The sequence below is a fragment of the Amycolatopsis kentuckyensis genome (assembly GCF_041679295.1).
Classification (GTDB): Bacteria; Actinomycetota; Actinomycetes; order Mycobacteriales; family Pseudonocardiaceae; genus Amycolatopsis; species Amycolatopsis kentuckyensis_A.
This window is the reverse complement of the sequence record NZ_JBGDMD010000022.1, coordinates 32,435-49,915: the sequence shown is the minus strand read 5'-3', so window position 1 is coordinate 49,915 and position 17,481 is coordinate 32,435. Positions and strand designations below refer to the sequence as shown.

Genomic DNA, 17,481 nt, shown 5'->3' with positions numbered 1-17,481 from the left:
CACTGCCTACGAAACAGCAGCTCAGCCTGCTAACGCGCCTGCGATAGCCTGACCTCACTCATCAACCCTGTCCGCCCAAACGGGGTAAGCCCAGTCCTGAATGAGTCATTCAAGACCTCCCAAGCCCTGAATGACTCATTCAAGACGTTGCCTCAGGCCTCCCCCACGTCCTTGCGCAGCAAGCAGAACTCGTTGCCCTCCGGGTCCTGCAGCACCTCCCAGGACTCGCTCCCGTCCTGGCCCACCTCCGCCCGGCGGGCACCCAGCGCCAGCAACCTCGCCAGCTCCGTCTCCTGGTCCGTCCCCGCCGGGCTCACGTCCAGGTGCAGCGGCAGCTTTCCCCGGCGCGGGTTCTCCGTCCGCGCCAAGATCAGCGTCGGCGGGCCGGAACCGAAGCGGCCGCCCGGTGGGCCCAGCTCGAGGCCGTCCGGCTCGTGGCCGATCACCTCGTAGCCGAGCACCGCGCACCAGAACTCGGCCAGCCGGTCCGGGTCGTGGCAGTCCAGCACCAGTTCCGTGATCCGGCAGGCCATCCGCTCAGCTCCGTTCGGTTTCCCTCGCCACGTCCGCGGCTTCGTCCTCGTCCATCGCCTTCGTGTCGCGCGGGGGCAGGAACGGCTCCGCCTGGTCGTCCTCGCGGCCCGCCTCGATCGCGCGCCCGCGGGCCAGCTCGGCGTCCAGTTCCGCCCCCAGCAGCACCGCGACGTTCGAGATCCACAACCATACAAGGAACACGATCACCCCGGCCAGCGAACCGTAGGTCTTGTTGTACGAACCGAAGTTCGCCACGTACAACGCGAACCCGGCCGACGCCAGCACCCACAGCAGCACGGCCAGCAGCCCGCCCGGCGTCAGCCACTTGAACCCCGGCAGCCGCACGTTCGGCCCCACCCAGTACAGCAGCGCGAACGCCAGGCTGACAAGCAGCGCGATCACCGGCCACTTCGCGATCTCCCACACCAGCACCCCGGTCGAGCCGAGCCCGATCGCGTCGCCGATCCGGCGGGCCACCGAACCGGTCGCGACCACGCCCAGCGCGCACGCCGCCAGCAGCACCACGATCCCGACCGTCAGCGCGATCCGCAGCGGGATCGTCTTCCAGACCGGCCGGCCCTCCGGCATGCCGTAGATCGCGTTCGACGCGCGCATGAACGCCCCGATGTAGCCGGACGCCGACCACAGCGCGCCGAGCAGGCCGATGATCGCCAGCGGCCCGGCCAGACCGCGCGAACCGGCCAGCTCCTTGATCGCGCCGACGAGGATGTCCTTGCCCTGCCCCGGAACCAGCTGGTTGATGTTGTCGATCACGGTCTGGATCGCGTTCGGGCCCAGCAGGCCGAGGATCGCGGTGAGCACGATGATGCCGGGGAACAGCGAAAGTACGCCGTAGTACGTGAGCGCCGCGGCCCAGTCGGTCAGGTTGTCGCGGTTGAACTGCTTGAAGGTGCGTTTGAGCACCTCGCCCCAGGTCCGCTTGGTCAGCTCGCCCGGTCCTTCGGGCGCCTTCCGTCGATCGGCTGCCATCGCCACCTCCTGCTTCCGCGCTGGCATACCCCGTCCGGGACGGGGTACTCCTCGTTCGTCCCGACCAGCAGGAGGAAGCCGTGACCGAGGTCAGCCGCGTGATCGACGTACCGCCCGAGGCCGTGTTCGAGGTGCTCGCCGACGGCTGGCTCTACGCCGGCTGGGTGGTCGGGAGCTCGCACATCCGCGACGTCGACGAGGATTGGCCCGCCGTGGGTTCGCGGATCCACCACAGCGTGGGCCCGTGGCCGGTGCACATCCAGGACCAGACGGTCGTGACGGCCGTCGAACCGGGCCTGTCGCTGTCTTTGGAGGCTCACGGCTGGCCGCTGGGCGCGGCCGCGGTCGGGTTGACGCTCGTGCCGCACGGCGAAGGCAGGACGCTGGTCCGGATGACCGAGCACATCGTCCGCGGCCCGGGCAAGGTGCTGCCGGCGGCCCTGCAGTCGCTGCTGGTGAAGCCGCGGAACACGGAGTCCCTGGCCCGGCTGGCGGATCTGGCGACCGGCAAGCACGCCCGGGCGAAGAGCGGCCACCCGCGCCCGTGATCAGCCGGCGGGCTCGCCGAACCAGCGGGCGAGGTGGACGTCCAGCTCCCGCTGGTGCTCGCCGATCCAGGCGACGTACCCGTCGGGGCGGAGCAGCAGCGCCGGCACGTCCACGGCCGCCGTGGGATCGGCGATGACGTCGACCCGGTCCGCCCAGCCCCCGGCGCTCAGCCGCTCGGTGCGGTCGAGCACCAGGCCGCGGCCGCGGCGCAGCCGGTCGTAGAGGCGTCCCTGCTTCAGCTCGACGTCGGCCAGGCGGCGGCCGACCGGGTCCGGGCCCGCGCCGAAGTCGTAGCGGATGCCGAGCGCGGTGATCTTCTCGATCAGGTACCGGTTGACGTCGGGGAAGTCCATCAGTTCGGTGAGCAGCCCGCGCACCGCCCGCGGACCCGGTCCGGCGGCGTGCAGTTCGACCTGGGCGCGGGTGTTGTCCAGCACGTCCTGGGCGACGGGGTGGCGTTCGGCGTGGTAGGTGTCCAGCAGGGCGTCCGGTGCCGAGCCGCGGATCCGCGCCGCGAGCTTCCAGCCGAGGTTGACCGCGTCCTGGACGCCCAGGTTCAGGCCCTGCCCGCCGGCCGGTGGGTGGATGTGCGCCGCGTCGCCGGCCAGCAGCACGCGCCCGACGCGGTACTGCTCGACGAGCCGGGTGGCGTCGCCGAAGCGCGACAGCCAGCGCGGGGAACGCACGCCGAAGTCGGTGCCGGCGAGGGCACGCAACGCTCGCCGGAAGTCTTCGATGGTGGGCGTTTCCGCACCGGGCTCCGACTCGGCGACGACGACGCGGTAGACGTCTTCGCCGAAGGGCCGGAAGTCGAAGGCCTTGTTCGTCTCCCGGACCTCGGCCACCTTCGCCGAGATCTCCTCCGGCGGCATGGCCGCTTCCAGTTCGCCCATCAGCGTGAAGGTGCGCGACGGTTCGCCGGGGAAGCCGACCCCGAGCAGCTTGCGGACGGTGCTGCGCGCGCCGTCGCAGCCGACGAGGTAACGGGCTTTCACCCGCTCCCCGTCGGCGAGTTCGACGGTCACCCCGTCGTCGTCCTGCTCCAGGCCGGTCAGGGGGCGGCCACGCCGGATTTCCGCGCCGAGGTCGGCCGCGTGGTCACCGAGCAGCCGGTCGACGACGGGCTGCGGGATGCCCAGCAGGTACGCGGATTCCAGGCCTTCGGGCGCCGGTTTGGGGATGGCGGCGAAGATCCCGCCGACCGGGCGCCGGCGTCCGTGTTCGAGGAGGCGGTCGAGCAGGCCGCGCATCGCCATCAGCTCGAGGCTGCGCACGTGCAGGCTCACGATGCGCACGAACGACGACGCGGGCTCGGGTTCCTTTTCCAGCACGAGAACCCGCACATCGTGCAGCCGCAGTTCAGCGGCCAGCATCGCACCGGTCGGCCCGCAGCCGGCGATGATCACATCGAACACGAACCACCCGTTTCCGCAGGTCCTGACACCGGCGGCCGAGTATGCGGGAGGCGGGGTGCGGCCGCAAGCGAAATATCGGGCCCGGGAAGGCCGCCGGGCTCGGCGGGGGATCGCGGGGCGGTGGTCCGGCGCTCAGCCGCGGATCGCCCGGCGAGGCGCCCGAACCACCGCCGCGTCCCGGCCCTCAGCCGCGGATCGCGCGGCGAGCCGCCCGAACCGGCCACACCCCGGCCTCAGCCGTAGATCGCGCGGTGGGCCGCTCGGATCACCGCCGCGTATCCCCCACCCAGCACGCCCGCCCGGGCCAGCGCCGCCTTGGCCGCGTTCGCGCCCGGGCCGCCGTGGACCGCGCCGCCCGGGTGGGCCGATGCCCCCGCCAGGAACAGCCGGTCCACCGGGGTGTCCGCGCGCCCTGTTCCGGGGACCGGGCGGAAGAACAGCTGCTGGTGGATCGCCGTCGTGCCCGCGTTGATCGCGCCGCCGACCAGGCCCGGGTTGTGGTCCGCGAGCTCGGCCGGCCCCTGCACGTAGCGGGCCTTGATCAGGTCGGTGAACCCCGGCGCGTTCGCCTCGACCGTCTCCTCGATGCGCTTCACCCGCCGCTCCAGCGCCGCACGGTTCTCCATCGTCCCGCGCGGCACGTGCGTGTACGCCCACGCCGCCTCCGTGCCCGCCGGCGAGCGCGTCGGGTCCGTCGTGGTCATCTGACCCAGCAGCAGGAACGGGCGGCGCGGGGTCCGGCCGCGCGCGAGTTCGCCGCCGAACGCCGACAGCCCGTCCAAATCCGTCCCCAAGTGGATCGTGCCGGCGCCGCGAGCCTCTGAGGCCGTCCACGGGATCGGGCCGGACAACGCCCAGTCGACCTTCACCGTCGCACTGTCCCATTCGAACTTGCCGAGGTCCTCCAGCAGCCGCGACGGCAGCCACTCCGCCCCCACCAGCTTCCGGTACAGCACCGGCGCCGGCACGTCGGCGAGGACGGCCTTGGCCGCCCGCACCGCGACCCCGGAGCCGTCCCGGACGCCGAGCGCCCGGCCGTCGCCGACGAGCACCTCGCGCACCGGACGTCCACAGTGGACTTGGCCGCCGCGGGACTCCAGCCGGCGCACCAACGCCGCGATCAGCTCCCCCGCCCCGCCTTCGGGCACCGGGAAACCCACGTCCTGGCCGATCATCGCGAGCAGCCAGCCGAAGACCGCGCTGCCCGCGTTGTCCACCGAAAGGTCGCTGTGCGCGGAGTTCCCCGCCACGAGCAGCTTCGCGCCCTCGCCGGCGAATAGCTCGTCGCCGAACCGGCGCGCCGGCAGCGTCAGCATCCGCGCCAGGCGCAGCGCGTCCCCGGTTCCGGTGCGCCGCAGCAGCTTCAGGGCCGGGCGGACCGGCGGGAACGGCGTGAACAACGCGTTCAGCAGCGGCTCGCGGATCCCCTTCCACTGCTCGAACAGCCGGCGCCACGCGTCGCCGTCGCCCGGGACGAACTCGTCGGCCGACGCCGCTGTGCGGTCGAGGTCCCGGGACAGGACCGCACACCGGTCGTCGGGCAGGATGTGCGCGAGGACGTCGGGGGCGTGCCGCCAGCGCAGGCCGTGCTCCTCCAGCTTCAGGCCCCGGATCACCGGCGACACCGCCGAGAGCGGGTAGAAGGCGCTGAACAGGTCGTTGCGGAAGCCCGGTTCGGTGACCTCGGCCGTGCGGACCGCGCCGCCCACGTGCTCGGTCGCCTCCAGCACGAGCACCGACCAGCCCGCGTCGGCCAGCAGGTTCGCCGCCACCAGTCCGTTGTGGCCGGCGCCGATCACCACGGCGTCGGCGGCTTCGGTGCTCACTGGCGGCCTCCCGTTCAGGCTTGTGACTGGTGGCTCGGCCCCACCCGCGTGAGCGAGCGCAGCCTGGACCCGACCCCACCGCGGCGCGGCGGGGCCAGGGGCGGGCTCGCCGCCCCCTCGCCCGACCGGAGCCCGGCGACCAGCTCGGCGACCGCGGACGCGGCGTCGTACCGAGGTTGCCAGCCCAGCGCGATCTCCGCCAGCGTGGTGTCCGCGAGCGCCGCGCGGTCGGCGAGTTCCAGCCAGCCCGGGTGGACCGGGAGCGCGCCGCCCGCCCAGGCCGCCCGGACCGCGACCAGCGCCAACGGCTTGGGGACCGGGAGCCGCCTGCCGCCGAGGACCGCGGCCAGCGCGTCGGAGTCGAGGACTTCGGGCGCCGCGAGGTTGACCGCGCCGGCGAAGCCGCGGTCGAGGATCAGCCGGATCGCTTCGGCGACGTCGGCGGTGTGCACCGCCTGGGCGCGCAGTCCCGTCCACAGCGGAACCGGCAGCCGCCGGCCGCCGACGATCCGCGCGGGCACCACCGGGTCGAGCAGCCAGCGCGCGAACTGCCCGGCCGCGCGCCGGTGGACGATCGCGCACGGCCGGATCCGGGCCACGGACACCTCGGGGTGCCGTTCCCCGAACCGGTCGAGCAGCGTCTCCAGCGCGGCCTTGCCCCGGCTGTAGGCGCTGTGCGGAATCCCGGTGCACGCATGGGTTTCCGGCACTTTCTCCCAACGCGGCGCCGGGCCGTAGGCCGCGACCGACGACGCGACGACCACGTGCGGCACCCCGGCCGCCGCGGCCGCGCCGAGGACGTGCCGGGTGCCGTGGTCGTTGGTCCGCCACATCGGCGGGTCGCCGCGCACCGGCGAGATGGCCCACGCGAGGTGGACGACCGCGTCCGCGCCCTCGAACAGCCGGGTCAGCTCCGGTTCGGCACCCCGGACCCCGATGTCGACGGCGCGCCAGCCCGCCCGGCGGTACGGCTCGGCCGTGGTGTCGGGCAGCCGGCGCGCCAGGCCGACGACGTCGCAGGCAGGGTCGAGGGCGGCCAGCAGCGCCGTTCCGACGTTGCCGGTGGCCCCGGTGATCACGATCCGCACACCGGGTGCGTACCCCGTCACGCGAACATGAAACTCAGACCAGGTCCCGGGGGATCCGCCGGTGCCAGTTCCGGGAGACGATCCGGCGGGCGCCGTCGTAGCCGTCGAGCCGGGCGTCGATCACGAACTCGGTGTCCGTGCAGGACACCCGCGTGCGGGTCTCGCTGCGCGCCAGCCACTCGCCGCGGGAGAACGTCACGACCCATTCGGTTTCGGCGACCGGCGAGCAGAAGTCGTCGGCCTCCCAGGTGTAGCGCTCCCGGACGTCACGGCTCACCTCGAGGTCGAGCTCGTCGAAGCGCACGGTGCCGGCGTTCTTCACGATGTCGAGCGCGGAGTGGTAGTCGACGAGGTCGCGCGAAACGGTCCAGCGCTGCTCCCCCGGCGTCAGCGCGGTCACCGGCATCGGCGGCGCGCCTTCGGGTTCGCCGAACGGCCGGGCGGGCAGCTCGTCCGGTTCGGCGACCGGCCGCACCGGCAGCTCCAGCGCGCTGTGTCCGGTGTGGACACTCAGCAGCACCGGCTTCGGCGGCGGCCACGCCAGTGGCCAGTACGAAGTGGACAGTGACAGCCGGATCCGGTGCCCCGCCGGGAAAGCCTGCGCGACGGCGTTCAGCTCGATCTCGACGGCGCACCGCTGCCCCGGCTCCATCGGCGCCGGCTCGTCGTGACCGTCCCGGTGGGTCAGGTTGAGCAGGCCGTAGGTGACGCGGGTGGCGCGCCCGTCCGGGGCGACGTCGGACAGCCGCGCCGCGATCATCGCCACCGGCTGGTCGGCCGAGACCTCCAGCCGGACGACCGGCGAGCCGAGGATTTCGCAGCGTTCGGTGAGCACGTCGGTGTCGAAGACCAGCGAGCCGCCGTCCTCTTCGCGCTGGTCGTAGGGCAGGTCCGGCGGGGCGCTGTAGGACGCCCACTTGCCGGAGAACTGCCCGACCGACAGCGGCGAGGACACCGTCAGCGCCTCGTCTTCGACGGTCTCCCCGGGCCGGGCGAGCCGGTGGCGCGCCAGCGGCAGCTCCTGCGGCTTCACGTGCGGCGAGGGCCAGGTGGCTTCGCCGACCCACCGGCCGGGACGGTCCTCGTAGGACGTCGACGGCGGCACGCTCTCCTGCATCCACGTCCGCAGCATCGGCCCGTCCATGGCCTCGTTCTCGACGCCGCGCAGCCAGTGGTCCCACCACGTCACGACTTCCTGGAGGTACCCGATGGCCGGCCCCGGCTCGCCGAGGTGCGGGTACTTGTGCGACCACGGCCCGATCAGCCCGCGCCGCGGGACGTCGAGGTGGGCGAGCAGCCGGATGACGGCGTTGGAGTAGCCGTCGGCCCAGCCGCTGGAGGCCAGCACGGGGACCTGGACGTCGCTGTAGTTCTCCGACACCGAGGCGTGCCGCCAGTAGTCGTCACGGCGCTGGTGGCCGAGCCAGTTCTCGATCCACAGGCTGCAGTTCTCCAGCCGCTCCAGCCACATCTCGCGCCACCGGTCGCCGACGACCGCCGGGTCCGGCGGGAGCGTGGCGTAGCCGAACATGGTGCCCGACTCGGCGACGTTGTCCGAGAGCAGGCAGCCGCCCATGTAGTGCATGTCGTCGGCGAACCGGTCGTCGGTGAACGACGAGATCACGATCGCGCGCAGGCTCGGCGGTTTCCGCGCCGCGACCTGCAGCGCGGCGAACGCGCCCCAGGAGATTCCCATCATCCCCGTGTCGCCGGTGCACCACGGCTGCGCGGCGATCCACTCGAGGACGTCTTCGGCGTCGAGCTGCTCGCGTTCGAGGTACTCGTCGGCCAGGACGCCCTCGGACTCGCCGGTCCCCCGGATGTCCACGCGCACGCACGCGTAGCCGTGGCCGGCGAGGTAGGGGTGGTGGATCGAGTCGCGCGGGGCGGTCAGGTCGCGTTTGCGGTACGGGATGTACTCGAGGATCGCCGGCACCGGCTCGGCGTCCGACGAAACCGGCCGCCAGATGCGGGCGGACAGCACGGTTCCGTCGGACGCCGGGATCCGGACGTGGTCCTCGACGGTGATTTCGTACGGCAGCGAGGTGACGGCTCGCAAGAGTCAGTTCCCTCCCGGGGTTACGCGTGGGGCTGCAACAGGATCTTCTGCGCGCCGTCGAGCTTCTTCTGGAAGATCTCGTACGCGCGCGGCGCGTCGGCCAGCGGCAGCTTGTGGGTGGCGAAGCCCTCGACGCCGAGCGGGTCGCCGTCGCCGGTGAGCACCGGCATGATGTCGTCGAGCCAGTGCCGGACGTTGGCCTGGCCCATCCGCAGCTGCACCTGCTTGTCGAACAGCTCCATCATCGGCATCGGGTCGACCATGCCGCCGTAGACACCGGACAGCGAGATGGTGCCGCCGCGGCGGACGGCGTCGATCGCGGCGTAGAGCACGCTCAGGCGGTCGATGCCGGCCTTCTCGGTGATCTTCTCGCCCAGCGGCTGCGGCAGCAGGCCGACGAGGGTGTGCGCGAGCTTCCCGACCGGGGCGCCGTGGGCTTCCATGCCGACGGCGTCGATGACGGAGTCCGCGCCGCGGCCGTTGGTCAGCTGCCGGATGCTGTCGCCGATGTCCTTGTGGTCGCGGGTGTCGAGGGCGGTGGCGCCGTGCTCGCGGGCCCGGGCGAGCCGCTCGGGCACGAGGTCGACGCCGATCACCTGGGCCGCACCGCGGTGCCGGGCGATGCGGCAGCTCATCTGCCCGATCGGCCCGAGCCCGAACACGACGACGGTGCCGTCCTTCGGGACGTTCGCGTACTCGACGGCCTGCCACGCGGTCGGGACGACGTCGGAGAGGTAGACGAACCGCTCGTCCGGCGGGCCGTCCGGCACCTTGATCGGGCCGTACTGCGCCTGCGGGACGCGCAGGTATTCGGCCTGGCCGCCCGGGACCTGGCCGTAGAGCTTGGTGTAGCCGAGCAGCGAGGCGCCCTTGCCGTGTTCCTTGACCTGGGTCGTCTCGCACTGCGACTGCAGGCCGCGTTCGCACATCCAGCAGTGGCCGCAGGAGATGTTGAAGGGGATGACGACGCGGTCCCCGGGTTTGAGGTTCGGCACGGCGTCCCCGACCTCTTCGACGACCCCCATGGGCTCGTGGCCGAGGATGTCGCCTTCGGTCATGAACGCGCCCAGCACTTCGTAGAGGTGCAGGTCCGAGCCGCAGATCCCGGTCGAGGTGACGCGGATGACGGCGTCGGTGGACTCCTCGATCTTGGGGTCCGGTACGTCCTCGACGCGGACGTCGCGCTTGCCGTGCCAGGTCACTGCCTTCATGGCTCTCCCTTTCCGGGTACGGTTCTCGAGGCCCGGTTTCCCGCAGGAGGAAGAGGCAAACGCGGCTCAGGCCAGAGCCTCGCAGCGGACTCCGCGCGCCGGCCCCACGGTCTTGAATGAGTCATTCAGGACGCCGGAAGACCTGAATGACTCATTCAAGACCTTCGCCCGTGCTGCTCAGGTCAGTGCGTCCGCCACCAGGTACACCGCCGCGGCCACGGCAGCCGCCGCCGGGAAGGTCAGCACCCAGCCCAGCACGATGTCCCGCGCGATGCCCCACCGCACCGCCGACAACCGCCGGGTCGCGCCCACCCCCATGATCGCCGCCGTGATCACGTGGGTCGTCGAGATCGGGGCCTTCACCACGAACGCCGTCACGTACAGCACCGACGACGCCACCGACTCCGCCACGAAGCCGTGCGGCGGGTCCAGCGGGAACACCCGGCGCCCCAGGGTCCGCATGATCCGGAGACCACCCGAATAGGTGCCCAGGGACAAGGCCGCCGCGCACAGCAGGGTCACCCACAACGGCACCGAAAACGTCGCCTGCTCCCCCGCCGCCACCAGCGCCAGGACGATCACGCCCATGCCCTTCTGGGCGTCCTGCAACCCGTGGCCGAGCGCGAGCGCCGACGCCGAAAGGATCTGGAACCGGCGGAACACCCGGCCGCTGCGGTGCGGGTTCGCCCGGCGCAGCAACCACAGCGCCGCCACCATCGCGCCGTAGCCCAGCCCCAGCCCCAGCAGCGGCGACGCCACCATCGGGATCAGCACCTTCTCGGCGATCCCCGCCCAGTGCACCGTGCTCGCCGCGGCCAGCGCCGCGCCCACCATCCCGCCGATCAGCGAGTGCGAGGACGACGACGGCAGCCCGAAGTACCAGGTGACCAGGTTCCAGGTGATCGCCCCGGCCAGCGCGGCGAACACCACCGTCAGCGCGTCCGGGCCGGGCGGGACGTCGATGATGCCCTTGGCCACCGTCGCGGCGATGCCCGTCGACAGCAGCGCACCCGCCAGGTTCATCACCGCCGCCAGCAGCAGTGCCGCACGCAGGGTCAGCGCCCGCGTCGACACCGCGCTCGCGATCGCGTTGGCCGCGTCGTGGAACCCGTTGGTGTAGTCGAAGAGGAGCGTCAGGACGATCACGACGACCAGGGCGGCCGTGCCCGTCACTCACGACTCCTTGACGGCGATGGTCTGCACCACGTCGGCGACGTGCTCGAAGGCGTCGGCCGCCAGCTCGAACTGCTCGACGACCTCCTTGGTCTTGAGCACTTCGAGCGCGTCCCCGCCGGGTTCGAACAGGTGGGCCAGCACTCGCCGGTAGACGCGGTCGGCCTCGTTCTCCAGCTCGTTGATCTCGATCCAGTACGGCTCGAGCTCGCCCACCTTCGCCAGGCCGGGCATCGAGTTCGCGGTCAGCTCGGCGCACCGGCACAGCACCCGGACCAGCAGGTCCGTGCCCGGCGGGAACGCGTCGATGCGGTACAGCACCGCCAGGTCCGCCGCGGTGTCCATGAAGTCCAGCACGTCGTCGATCTTCCCGGCCAGCGCCTGGATGTCCTCGCGGTCGAACGGCGTCACGAACGAGCTGTTCAGCTCGACCATGATCGTGTGCATCAGCTCGTCGCCGTGGTGCTCGACCTCGTGCAGGCGCTTGGCGAGGGGCTCCCGCTCCCCGGGCTCGGCGGCGACGAGCTCGCGCAGCACCGCGGCGGCGGTCACCAGGTTTCTCGCCGCGTCCGTGAGCAGGTCGAAGAACCGGGTACCCCGTGGGGTGAACCGCATGGATGGCCGTCCCTTCGTCGACGCAACCGCCGTGAGCCGGGTACCCCCGCCGGGGGCACGTTTAACAGGCGATCTCGGGGAAACCAGGGGGCCATGACCTCACCCGGATCCCGGCGCCTGAGAGTACTGCTCTGGCACGTGCACGGCTCGTGGACCGACGCGTTCGTCCGCGGCCGCCACGAATACCTCCTGCCGGTGTCCCCCGAGGGCGCGCCCTGGGGGCTCGGGAAGGCCGGCCGCGACTGGCCGTCGGTCACCGAGGTGCCGCTCGACGGCTTGGCCGAGGCCGAGCCGGACGTCGTCGTCGTACAGCGCCCGGAGGAGCTCGACCTCGTCGCGCGCCTGGGCGCGCCGGCCGTCTACGTCGAACACAACGCGCCGCGGCCGTACGCCGCTTCGAGCGAGCACCCCCTCGCGACGCGGTCGGACATCACCGTCGCGCACGTGACGCACTTCAACGAGGCGATGTGGGACTGCGGCCGCGCGCCCACGACGGTCGTCCCGCACGGCATCCCCGACCCGGGCGCGCGCTACACCGGCGAGCTCGCCGCCGGCGTGTCGATGATCAACGAACCGGTGCGCCGTCGCCGCGTGACCGGCGCCGACCTGCTGGAAACGCTCGCCGAGGCCGCCCCGGTCGACCTGTTCGGCATGGGCACGGAGGAGGTCGGCGGCCGCGGCGACGTCCCCGCGCCGGCGCTGCACGACGAGATCGCCCGCCGCCGCGTCTACCTGCACACCGCCCGCTGGACGTCGCTGGGACTGTCCCTTCTGGAGGCGATGCACCTGGCCATGCCGGTGGTCGTCTTCGCCGCCACCGAGGCGATCGAGGCCGTCCCGCCGGACGCGGGCGTGCTCTCCACCGACGTCTCCGTGCTGGCCCGGGGCTTCCGCGAGCTGGTGCACGAACCCGACTTCGCCGCGCTGGCCGGCAAGAACGCCCGCGAACACGCCCTGAAAAAACACGGGCTGGACGCCTTCCTCGCCACTTGGGACCACCTCCTCGCCGAGACGGCCCGCTGAACCCCGAAGGGAACGCCTCACCGATGAAGATCGCGATGGTGTCCGAACACGCCAACCCCCTGGCCGCGTTGGGCGAAGCCGACGCCGGCGGACAAAACGTGCACGTCGCCGAGCTGTCGGCGGCCCTCACCCGGGCCGGCCACGACGTCACCGTCTACACGCGACGGGAGAGCCTCGACGAGCCGCTCGAAGTCCGGACGCCGCAGGGTTACGACGTCGTGCACGTCCCCGCCGGGCCGCCGCGGAAGGAGCCGAAGGACCGCCTCCTGCCGTACATGGGCGAGTTCGGCAGCTTCCTGCGCGACCGGTGGGCCGCCGACCGGCCGGACGTGGCGCACGCGCACTTCTGGATGTCCGGCCTCGCGACCGTCCTCGCGGCGAGCGCGACCGGGACGCCCGTCGCGCAGACGTTCCACGCCCTCGGCGTCGTCAAGAAGCGGTACCAGGGCGACCAGGACACCAGCCCGGCCGACCGGATCCGGCTCGAGCGGATCATCGGCAGGCAGGCCGGGCGCGTCATCGCCACCTGCTCCGACGAGGTGTTCGAGCTGTCGCGCCTCGGCGTGCCGCGGTCGCGGATCTCGATCGTGCCCTGTGGCGTCGACCTCACGCGGTTCTCCCCCGACGGGCCGATCGCCCGCCGCCGCGAACACCACCGCCTGGTGGCCGTCGGCCGGCTGGTGCCGCGCAAGGGCTTCGACATCGCGATCACCGCGCTCGCCCAGCTGCCGGACACCGAGCTGGTGATCGCGGGCGGGCCCGAACGCGGGCGGCTGTCGCAGGACCCGGAGGCCGGCCGCCTGCGGGAGCTGGCCGACCGGCTCGGCGTCGGCGACCGCGTCCGGTGGCCCGGTCAGGTGTCCCGTGCGGACATGCCGGCCCTGCTGCGGTCCGCCGACACCGTCGTGTGCACGCCGTGGTACGAGCCGTTCGGGATCGTGCCCCTGGAGGCGATGGCCTGCGGCGTCCCGGTGGTCGCGGCCGCGGTGGGCGGGCTGACCGACACCGTCGTCGACGGCGTCACCGGGCTGCTGGTCCGGCCGCGCCAGCCGAAGGAGCTCGCGTCCCGGGTCCGCCGCCTGCTCGACGACCCGGCGCTCTGCCACGCGTACGGCACCGCCGGGCACGACCGCGCGGTGGCCCGCTACTCGTGGGACCGCGTCGCGGCCGACACGCTCCGGGCGTACCACAAGCTGGTCCCGCAGCAGGCCGTCACCGCCGAAGCCCGCTGACCACTGTCTTGAATGAGTCATTCAGGGCCTCCGAGGTCCTGAATGACTCATTCAAGACATCCGGGAGCCGGTTCAGCCGACGTAGCGGCGGGCCTTCGAGTTCCGCTGGGGTTCTTCCAGCAGGTACAGGCCGTGCTCGACGTGCGGCGGGACCACGCGGCGGTCGCGCAGCACCCACGGCAGGCCGCGCAGCACGTCCAGCAGGGCCGCTGCCGTCGCGCGGTCGCGAGGGGCGGAGCGCAGCACCTCGCGACCGCGGCGGAAGACCGCCGGCCAGGGACGGCGCAGCAGGAGTGTCCACAGTGTGTTGCGGATGCCGAGGCGACGGCGGTGGCGCGGGTCGCGCAGCTTCGACGGCGCGTGGTGGATCACGACGTCCTCGGCCCAGCACATCCACCAGCCGCGTGCGGCGAGGTCCAAGGCGAACAGCTCCTCCTCGCCGCCCAGCCACATCCGCGTCGAGAAGCCGCCGACCTCGCGGAACGCGCTGACGCGCACCGCGGTCAGCCCGGCCATGACGCCCAGCAGCGCCGGCCCCGGCAGCCACGACGGGCCCGGCACCGGCGATTCGCGCAGCTCCGGCGTGATCGGATCCTCGGCCAGGCCCGGCTCGACCAGGCAGCGGCCGGTCACCGAACCCAGCCCCGGGTACGCGTCGAGCAGGTCCGCCGCCCGCGTGAGCGCGCCCGGCTGCCAGGTCGTGTCGTCGTCGCAGAACGCCACGTACGGCGTTGTGACCTCTTCGACAGCGATGTTTCGCGCCACCGCGCCGAGGTTCTCCCGCAACGGGAGCAGCCGGACGCCGGGGAATTCGCGCGCGACCATGGCGGCCGTGTCGTCCGCGGACCCGTTGTCCGCGACGAAGATCGGCGGGTCGTCTGGCAGGGATGTCATGTGCGCCAGGGTCTCCCGCAGCTGCTCACGCCGGTTGCAGGTGATGATCACGACCGAGATGCGCGCCATTCGGCGGTCCTTTCCAGAGTCCGGGCCTGGTCTTCGACGTGGGCGGGTAAGAGGCGGCGGGAGCCGAGTGCCCGGGGCAGCCGGGCCACGGCGCCGAGCACGGCGCCAGGCGCGGTGACGAGCGTCCGGGCCACTTCCCGGCGGCAGACGCGGGGCGGGCGGCGCAGCACGGCGATGAGCAGCCGGTTGCGCAGCTCCGCGCGGCGGCGCCAGGACGACGGCGGCCGCGACCGCGACGGGTGGTGGTGGGCGCGCAGGTGCCCGACGTAGCAGACGTCCCAGCCGCGCGCGGCCAGGTCGTAGGCGAGCAGCTGCTCCTCCGCCCCGAAGTGCAGGAGCGGGCTGAAGCCGCCCACCTGCAGGTACGCCGTCCGGCGGACGATCGCGGAGCAGGCGAGGAACCCGAGCACCAGCGGCCCGGGCGCGCCGTCGGGGCGGCCGAGCGGGCTGCGTTCCATGTCGGGCGTCACGGGGTCGTCCCGGCATTCCGGGCCGACGAGGGTGCGCGCGGCGAGGAGGCCGGTCCTGGGGTGCTCGTCGAAGATCCGTTCGGCTTCCGGCAGCGCGCCGGGCGCCCACCACGAGTCGTCGTCGCTGAAAGCCACGTACGGCGTCTCGGCGACGAGCACTCCGAGCGTACGGGCGGCGGCACCGAGGTTGTGCGGCAGCCGGATCAGCCGGACGCCGGGGAAGCTCGCGGCAACGTCGGCCGTGTCGTCCTCGGAGGCGTTGTCCAGCACCACGACCGGCGGCCGCGGGTCCAAAGAGGACAGCTGCTCGAGAGTGCGTGCCAGCTCGCCGGCGCGGTTGCAGGTGGCGATGACGACGGTCGTGCGCGCCTTCACCGCGAACCCGCCAGCTCGTCGAGCAACCCGGCCAAGGACGGTGCCGGCGGCGATGGGACCGCAGTGGACAGACACCACTTCAGGCGGGCGTCGAGCAAGGCGGTGTCCCCCGCTTCTTCGGCGGCGACGACCGGCCAGCCGAGCGCTTTCCCCTGCGCGGTCACCTTTCCGCCGCCGGCCACCGGGTCGACGGCGAGCACCGGGACCCCGGCCTTCAGGCCGAGCACCAGCCCGTGCAGCCGCGTGGTCACGACGGCGTCCACTTTGGACACGAGCGAGACGAACTGGTCCGGCGTGGCGCACCGCTGCCAGTCCTCGTGCGCCAGCCGCGTGTCGAGGGGCACCCGCGCGCAGTCCAGGCGGGCGACCCAGCCGGTCAGCGCGTCGTGGACTTCGTCGTGCCGTCCCGCGCCGCCGTACTCGGGCTGGTGCGGGGCGAGGACCACGCCGAGCACCGGGGTCTTCGAGACCGGCGCGGCCAGGGACAGGTCCGGGGTGACGCCGTCGTCGCGTGGGAAGACCCGGTGGAACCCGGTCACCGCCGGGTCGTCCGGGTCGGGCACGGACACCCCGATCGCGATCCGGCGGTAGGACGCGTACCGCTCGTGCAGCGAACGCACCTGCGGCCCGTGCAGCGGGCCGCAGGCGAACACCAGGTGTGTGTAGTCCTCGGGCGGGGCGTCGGGCAGGTGCCGGGTACCGGGGCGGAAACCGGGGCTCCACACGACGTCGTGGTCGATCCCCGCGCTCGCGAGCGCGGCCCCCACCGCCCGCAAGCTGAGGACGTCGCCCGCGGTCGCTTCGCCGTGCAGGAAACTGGCCCATCCGGTGAGCAGAACTCGCATGACGGCCGGGTACCCGGCCGGCGCGGCCTAAACGGGGTTTGCGCCCACTGCGCCCGGGTAGCCCCCACGGCATGACGGATCCGGGAGTGCCCAGGCGGTTCGAACGCGCGGTCGTGACCGGGGGTGCCGGCTTCGTCGGCGCGCACCTGTGCGAACTGCTGCTCGAAGAGGACGTCGAAGTGATCGCCGTGGACAACCTGGCGACGTCCTCGGCGGACACCCTCGACGCGCTGCGCCGGCACGACCGGTTCCGGTTCGTGCGCCACGACGTCACTCAGCCGATGCCGCTGAACTGCCGGGCCGACGTCGTCTTCCACCTGGCGTCGGCCGCATCGCCGCGCGACTACCTGGCCCTGCCGCTGGAGACGCTGCGCGCCGGTTCGCACGGCACCGAGCACGCGCTCGACCTCGCCCGCCGCGACGGGGCCCGGTTCGTCCTCGCCTCCACCAGCGAGGTCTACGGCGACCCGCTGGAACACCCGCAGCGCGAGGAGTACTGGGGCAACGTCAACCCGATCGGCCCCCGCAGCGTCTACGACGAGGCCAAGCGCTTCGCCGAAGCCCTCACCTCCGCCTACCGTCGCGAACACGGCGTCGACACCGGGATCGCGCGGATCTTCAACACCTACGGCCCCGGCATGCGCGCCCACGACGGCCGGATGATCCCCGCGTTCCTCGACCAGGCCCTCAAGGGCGAACCCATCACGGTCACCGGCACCGGCGAGCAGACGCGGTCCATCTGCTACGTCGAGGACACCGTCCGCGGCCTTGTGGCGCTGGCCCGATCCGGCCACCCGGGACCGGTCAACATCGGCAACCCGCACGAGCTGACGGTGCGCCAGGTCGCCGAGCGGATCAAGGGGATCACCGGCTCGGCCTCCCCCATCGAGGAGATCGACGCCGTCGTCGACGACCCGAAGCGCCGCTGCCCCGACATCTCCCTCGCGCGGGACGTCCTCGGGTGGGAACCGAAGATCGACGCCGACGACGGTCTCCGTCGCACTGCGGCGTGGTTCCGCCGGGCGCCGCTGCGCTGAGTAGCGACGCCCAGGGGTTTTGCGCGCGATCGTTTATGGGTGACTTCGCCGGGTAGCGCTATAGGCGAGAGCGGAC

General features: G+C 72.6%; 16 protein-coding genes. 4 read left to right on the top strand and 12 right to left on the bottom strand.

Going from position 1 to position 17,481, the window contains the following annotated elements:
• Nucleotides 1–152: 152 nt before the first annotated feature.
• Nucleotides 153–533: a VOC family protein gene (locus ACERZO_RS48750; RefSeq protein ID WP_372672854.1), complete on the bottom strand. Its 381-nt coding sequence runs from the start codon at nucleotides 531–533 to the stop codon at nucleotides 153–155.
• A gap of 4 nt (nucleotides 534–537) precedes the next feature.
• Nucleotides 538–1,551, bottom strand: coding sequence for a YihY/virulence factor BrkB family protein (locus tag ACERZO_RS48745; protein WP_372672852.1), 1,014 nt, complete (start codon nucleotides 1,549–1,551; stop codon nucleotides 538–540).
• Nucleotides 1,552–1,604: 53 nt separating this feature from the next.
• Between ACERZO_RS48745 and ACERZO_RS48740 the strand changes: the two genes are divergently transcribed.
• Complete coding sequence (locus ACERZO_RS48740) at nucleotides 1,605–2,072, top strand: SRPBCC family protein (protein ID WP_372672850.1); 468 nt, start codon at nucleotides 1,605–1,607, stop codon at nucleotides 2,070–2,072.
• Here ACERZO_RS48740 and ACERZO_RS48735 read toward each other — a convergent pair whose 3' ends face one another.
• From ACERZO_RS48735 to ACERZO_RS48705, 7 genes are all read right to left on the bottom strand, one after another.
• On the bottom strand, nucleotides 2,073–3,488 hold the full coding sequence (locus ACERZO_RS48735; RefSeq protein ID WP_372672849.1) for an FAD-dependent monooxygenase: 1,416 nt from the start codon (nucleotides 3,486–3,488) through the stop codon (nucleotides 2,073–2,075).
• A gap of 233 nt (nucleotides 3,489–3,721) precedes the next feature.
• Nucleotides 3,722–5,314 carry a phytoene desaturase family protein gene (locus ACERZO_RS48730; protein WP_372672848.1) on the bottom strand — a complete coding sequence of 531 codons (1,593 nt, stop codon included), beginning with the start codon at nucleotides 5,312–5,314 and terminating at the stop codon, nucleotides 3,722–3,724.
• A 14-nt stretch (nucleotides 5,315–5,328) separates the two neighbouring features.
• On the bottom strand, nucleotides 5,329–6,402 hold the full coding sequence (locus tag ACERZO_RS48725) for an NAD-dependent epimerase/dehydratase family protein (RefSeq protein ID WP_372672858.1): 1,074 nt from the start codon (nucleotides 6,400–6,402) through the stop codon (nucleotides 5,329–5,331).
• A gap of 34 nt (nucleotides 6,403–6,436) precedes the next feature.
• Nucleotides 6,437–8,461, bottom strand: coding sequence for a CocE/NonD family hydrolase (locus tag ACERZO_RS48720; RefSeq protein ID WP_372672847.1), 2,025 nt, complete (start codon nucleotides 8,459–8,461; stop codon nucleotides 6,437–6,439).
• A 20-nt stretch (nucleotides 8,462–8,481) separates the two neighbouring features.
• Nucleotides 8,482–9,672 carry a zinc-dependent alcohol dehydrogenase gene (locus ACERZO_RS48715; protein WP_372672845.1) on the bottom strand — a complete coding sequence of 397 codons (1,191 nt, stop codon included), beginning with the start codon at nucleotides 9,670–9,672 and terminating at the stop codon, nucleotides 8,482–8,484.
• 177 nt (nucleotides 9,673–9,849) lie between these two features.
• Nucleotides 9,850–10,845: an inorganic phosphate transporter gene (locus ACERZO_RS48710; protein WP_372672844.1), complete on the bottom strand. Its 996-nt coding sequence runs from the start codon at nucleotides 10,843–10,845 to the stop codon at nucleotides 9,850–9,852.
• Nucleotides 10,846–11,460, bottom strand: a complete 615-nt coding sequence (locus tag ACERZO_RS48705) for a DUF47 domain-containing protein (RefSeq protein ID WP_372672843.1) — start codon at nucleotides 11,458–11,460, stop codon at nucleotides 10,846–10,848. It abuts the gene before it with no gap.
• A gap of 93 nt (nucleotides 11,461–11,553) precedes the next feature.
• Here ACERZO_RS48705 and ACERZO_RS48700 point away from each other — a divergent pair, with 93 nt between their 5' ends.
• Together ACERZO_RS48700 and ACERZO_RS48695 are read left to right on the top strand one after the other, a co-directional pair.
• Nucleotides 11,554–12,483, top strand: a complete 930-nt coding sequence (locus ACERZO_RS48700) for a glycosyltransferase (protein ID WP_372672842.1) — start codon at nucleotides 11,554–11,556, stop codon at nucleotides 12,481–12,483.
• Nucleotides 12,484–12,506: 23 nt separating this feature from the next.
• Nucleotides 12,507–13,715 (top strand): glycosyltransferase family 4 protein, encoded by a 1,209-nt coding sequence (locus tag ACERZO_RS48695; RefSeq protein ID WP_372672840.1) that lies wholly within the window; start codon nucleotides 12,507–12,509, stop codon nucleotides 13,713–13,715.
• Nucleotides 13,716–13,787: 72 nt separating this feature from the next.
• Here the strand turns inward: ACERZO_RS48695 and ACERZO_RS48690 are convergent, their stop codons facing one another.
• From ACERZO_RS48690 to ACERZO_RS48680, 3 genes are read right to left on the bottom strand one after another with little or no spacing between them, the layout of a single operon-like run.
• The gene (locus ACERZO_RS48690; RefSeq protein ID WP_372672839.1) at nucleotides 13,788–14,678 is read right to left on the bottom strand and encodes a glycosyltransferase family 2 protein; all 891 of its coding nucleotides are present in this window, start codon (nucleotides 14,676–14,678) and stop codon (nucleotides 13,788–13,790) included.
• On the bottom strand, nucleotides 14,657–15,523 hold the full coding sequence (locus ACERZO_RS48685; RefSeq protein ID WP_372672837.1) for a glycosyltransferase family 2 protein: 867 nt from the start codon (nucleotides 15,521–15,523) through the stop codon (nucleotides 14,657–14,659). The genes ACERZO_RS48690 and ACERZO_RS48685 overlap by 22 nt, the downstream gene beginning before the upstream one ends.
• Nucleotides 15,520–16,368 carry a polysaccharide pyruvyl transferase family protein gene (locus tag ACERZO_RS48680; RefSeq protein WP_372672836.1) on the bottom strand — a complete coding sequence of 283 codons (849 nt, stop codon included), beginning with the start codon at nucleotides 16,366–16,368 and terminating at the stop codon, nucleotides 15,520–15,522. Before ACERZO_RS48680 ends, ACERZO_RS48685 begins: the two co-directional genes overlap by 4 nt.
• A gap of 71 nt (nucleotides 16,369–16,439) precedes the next feature.
• On the opposite strand from ACERZO_RS48680, the gene ACERZO_RS48675 reads away from it, so the two are divergent.
• On the top strand, nucleotides 16,440–17,405 hold the full coding sequence (locus tag ACERZO_RS48675; RefSeq protein ID WP_372672835.1) for a UDP-glucuronic acid decarboxylase family protein: 966 nt from the start codon (nucleotides 16,440–16,442) through the stop codon (nucleotides 17,403–17,405).
• Nucleotides 17,406–17,481: the final 76 nt, after the last annotated feature.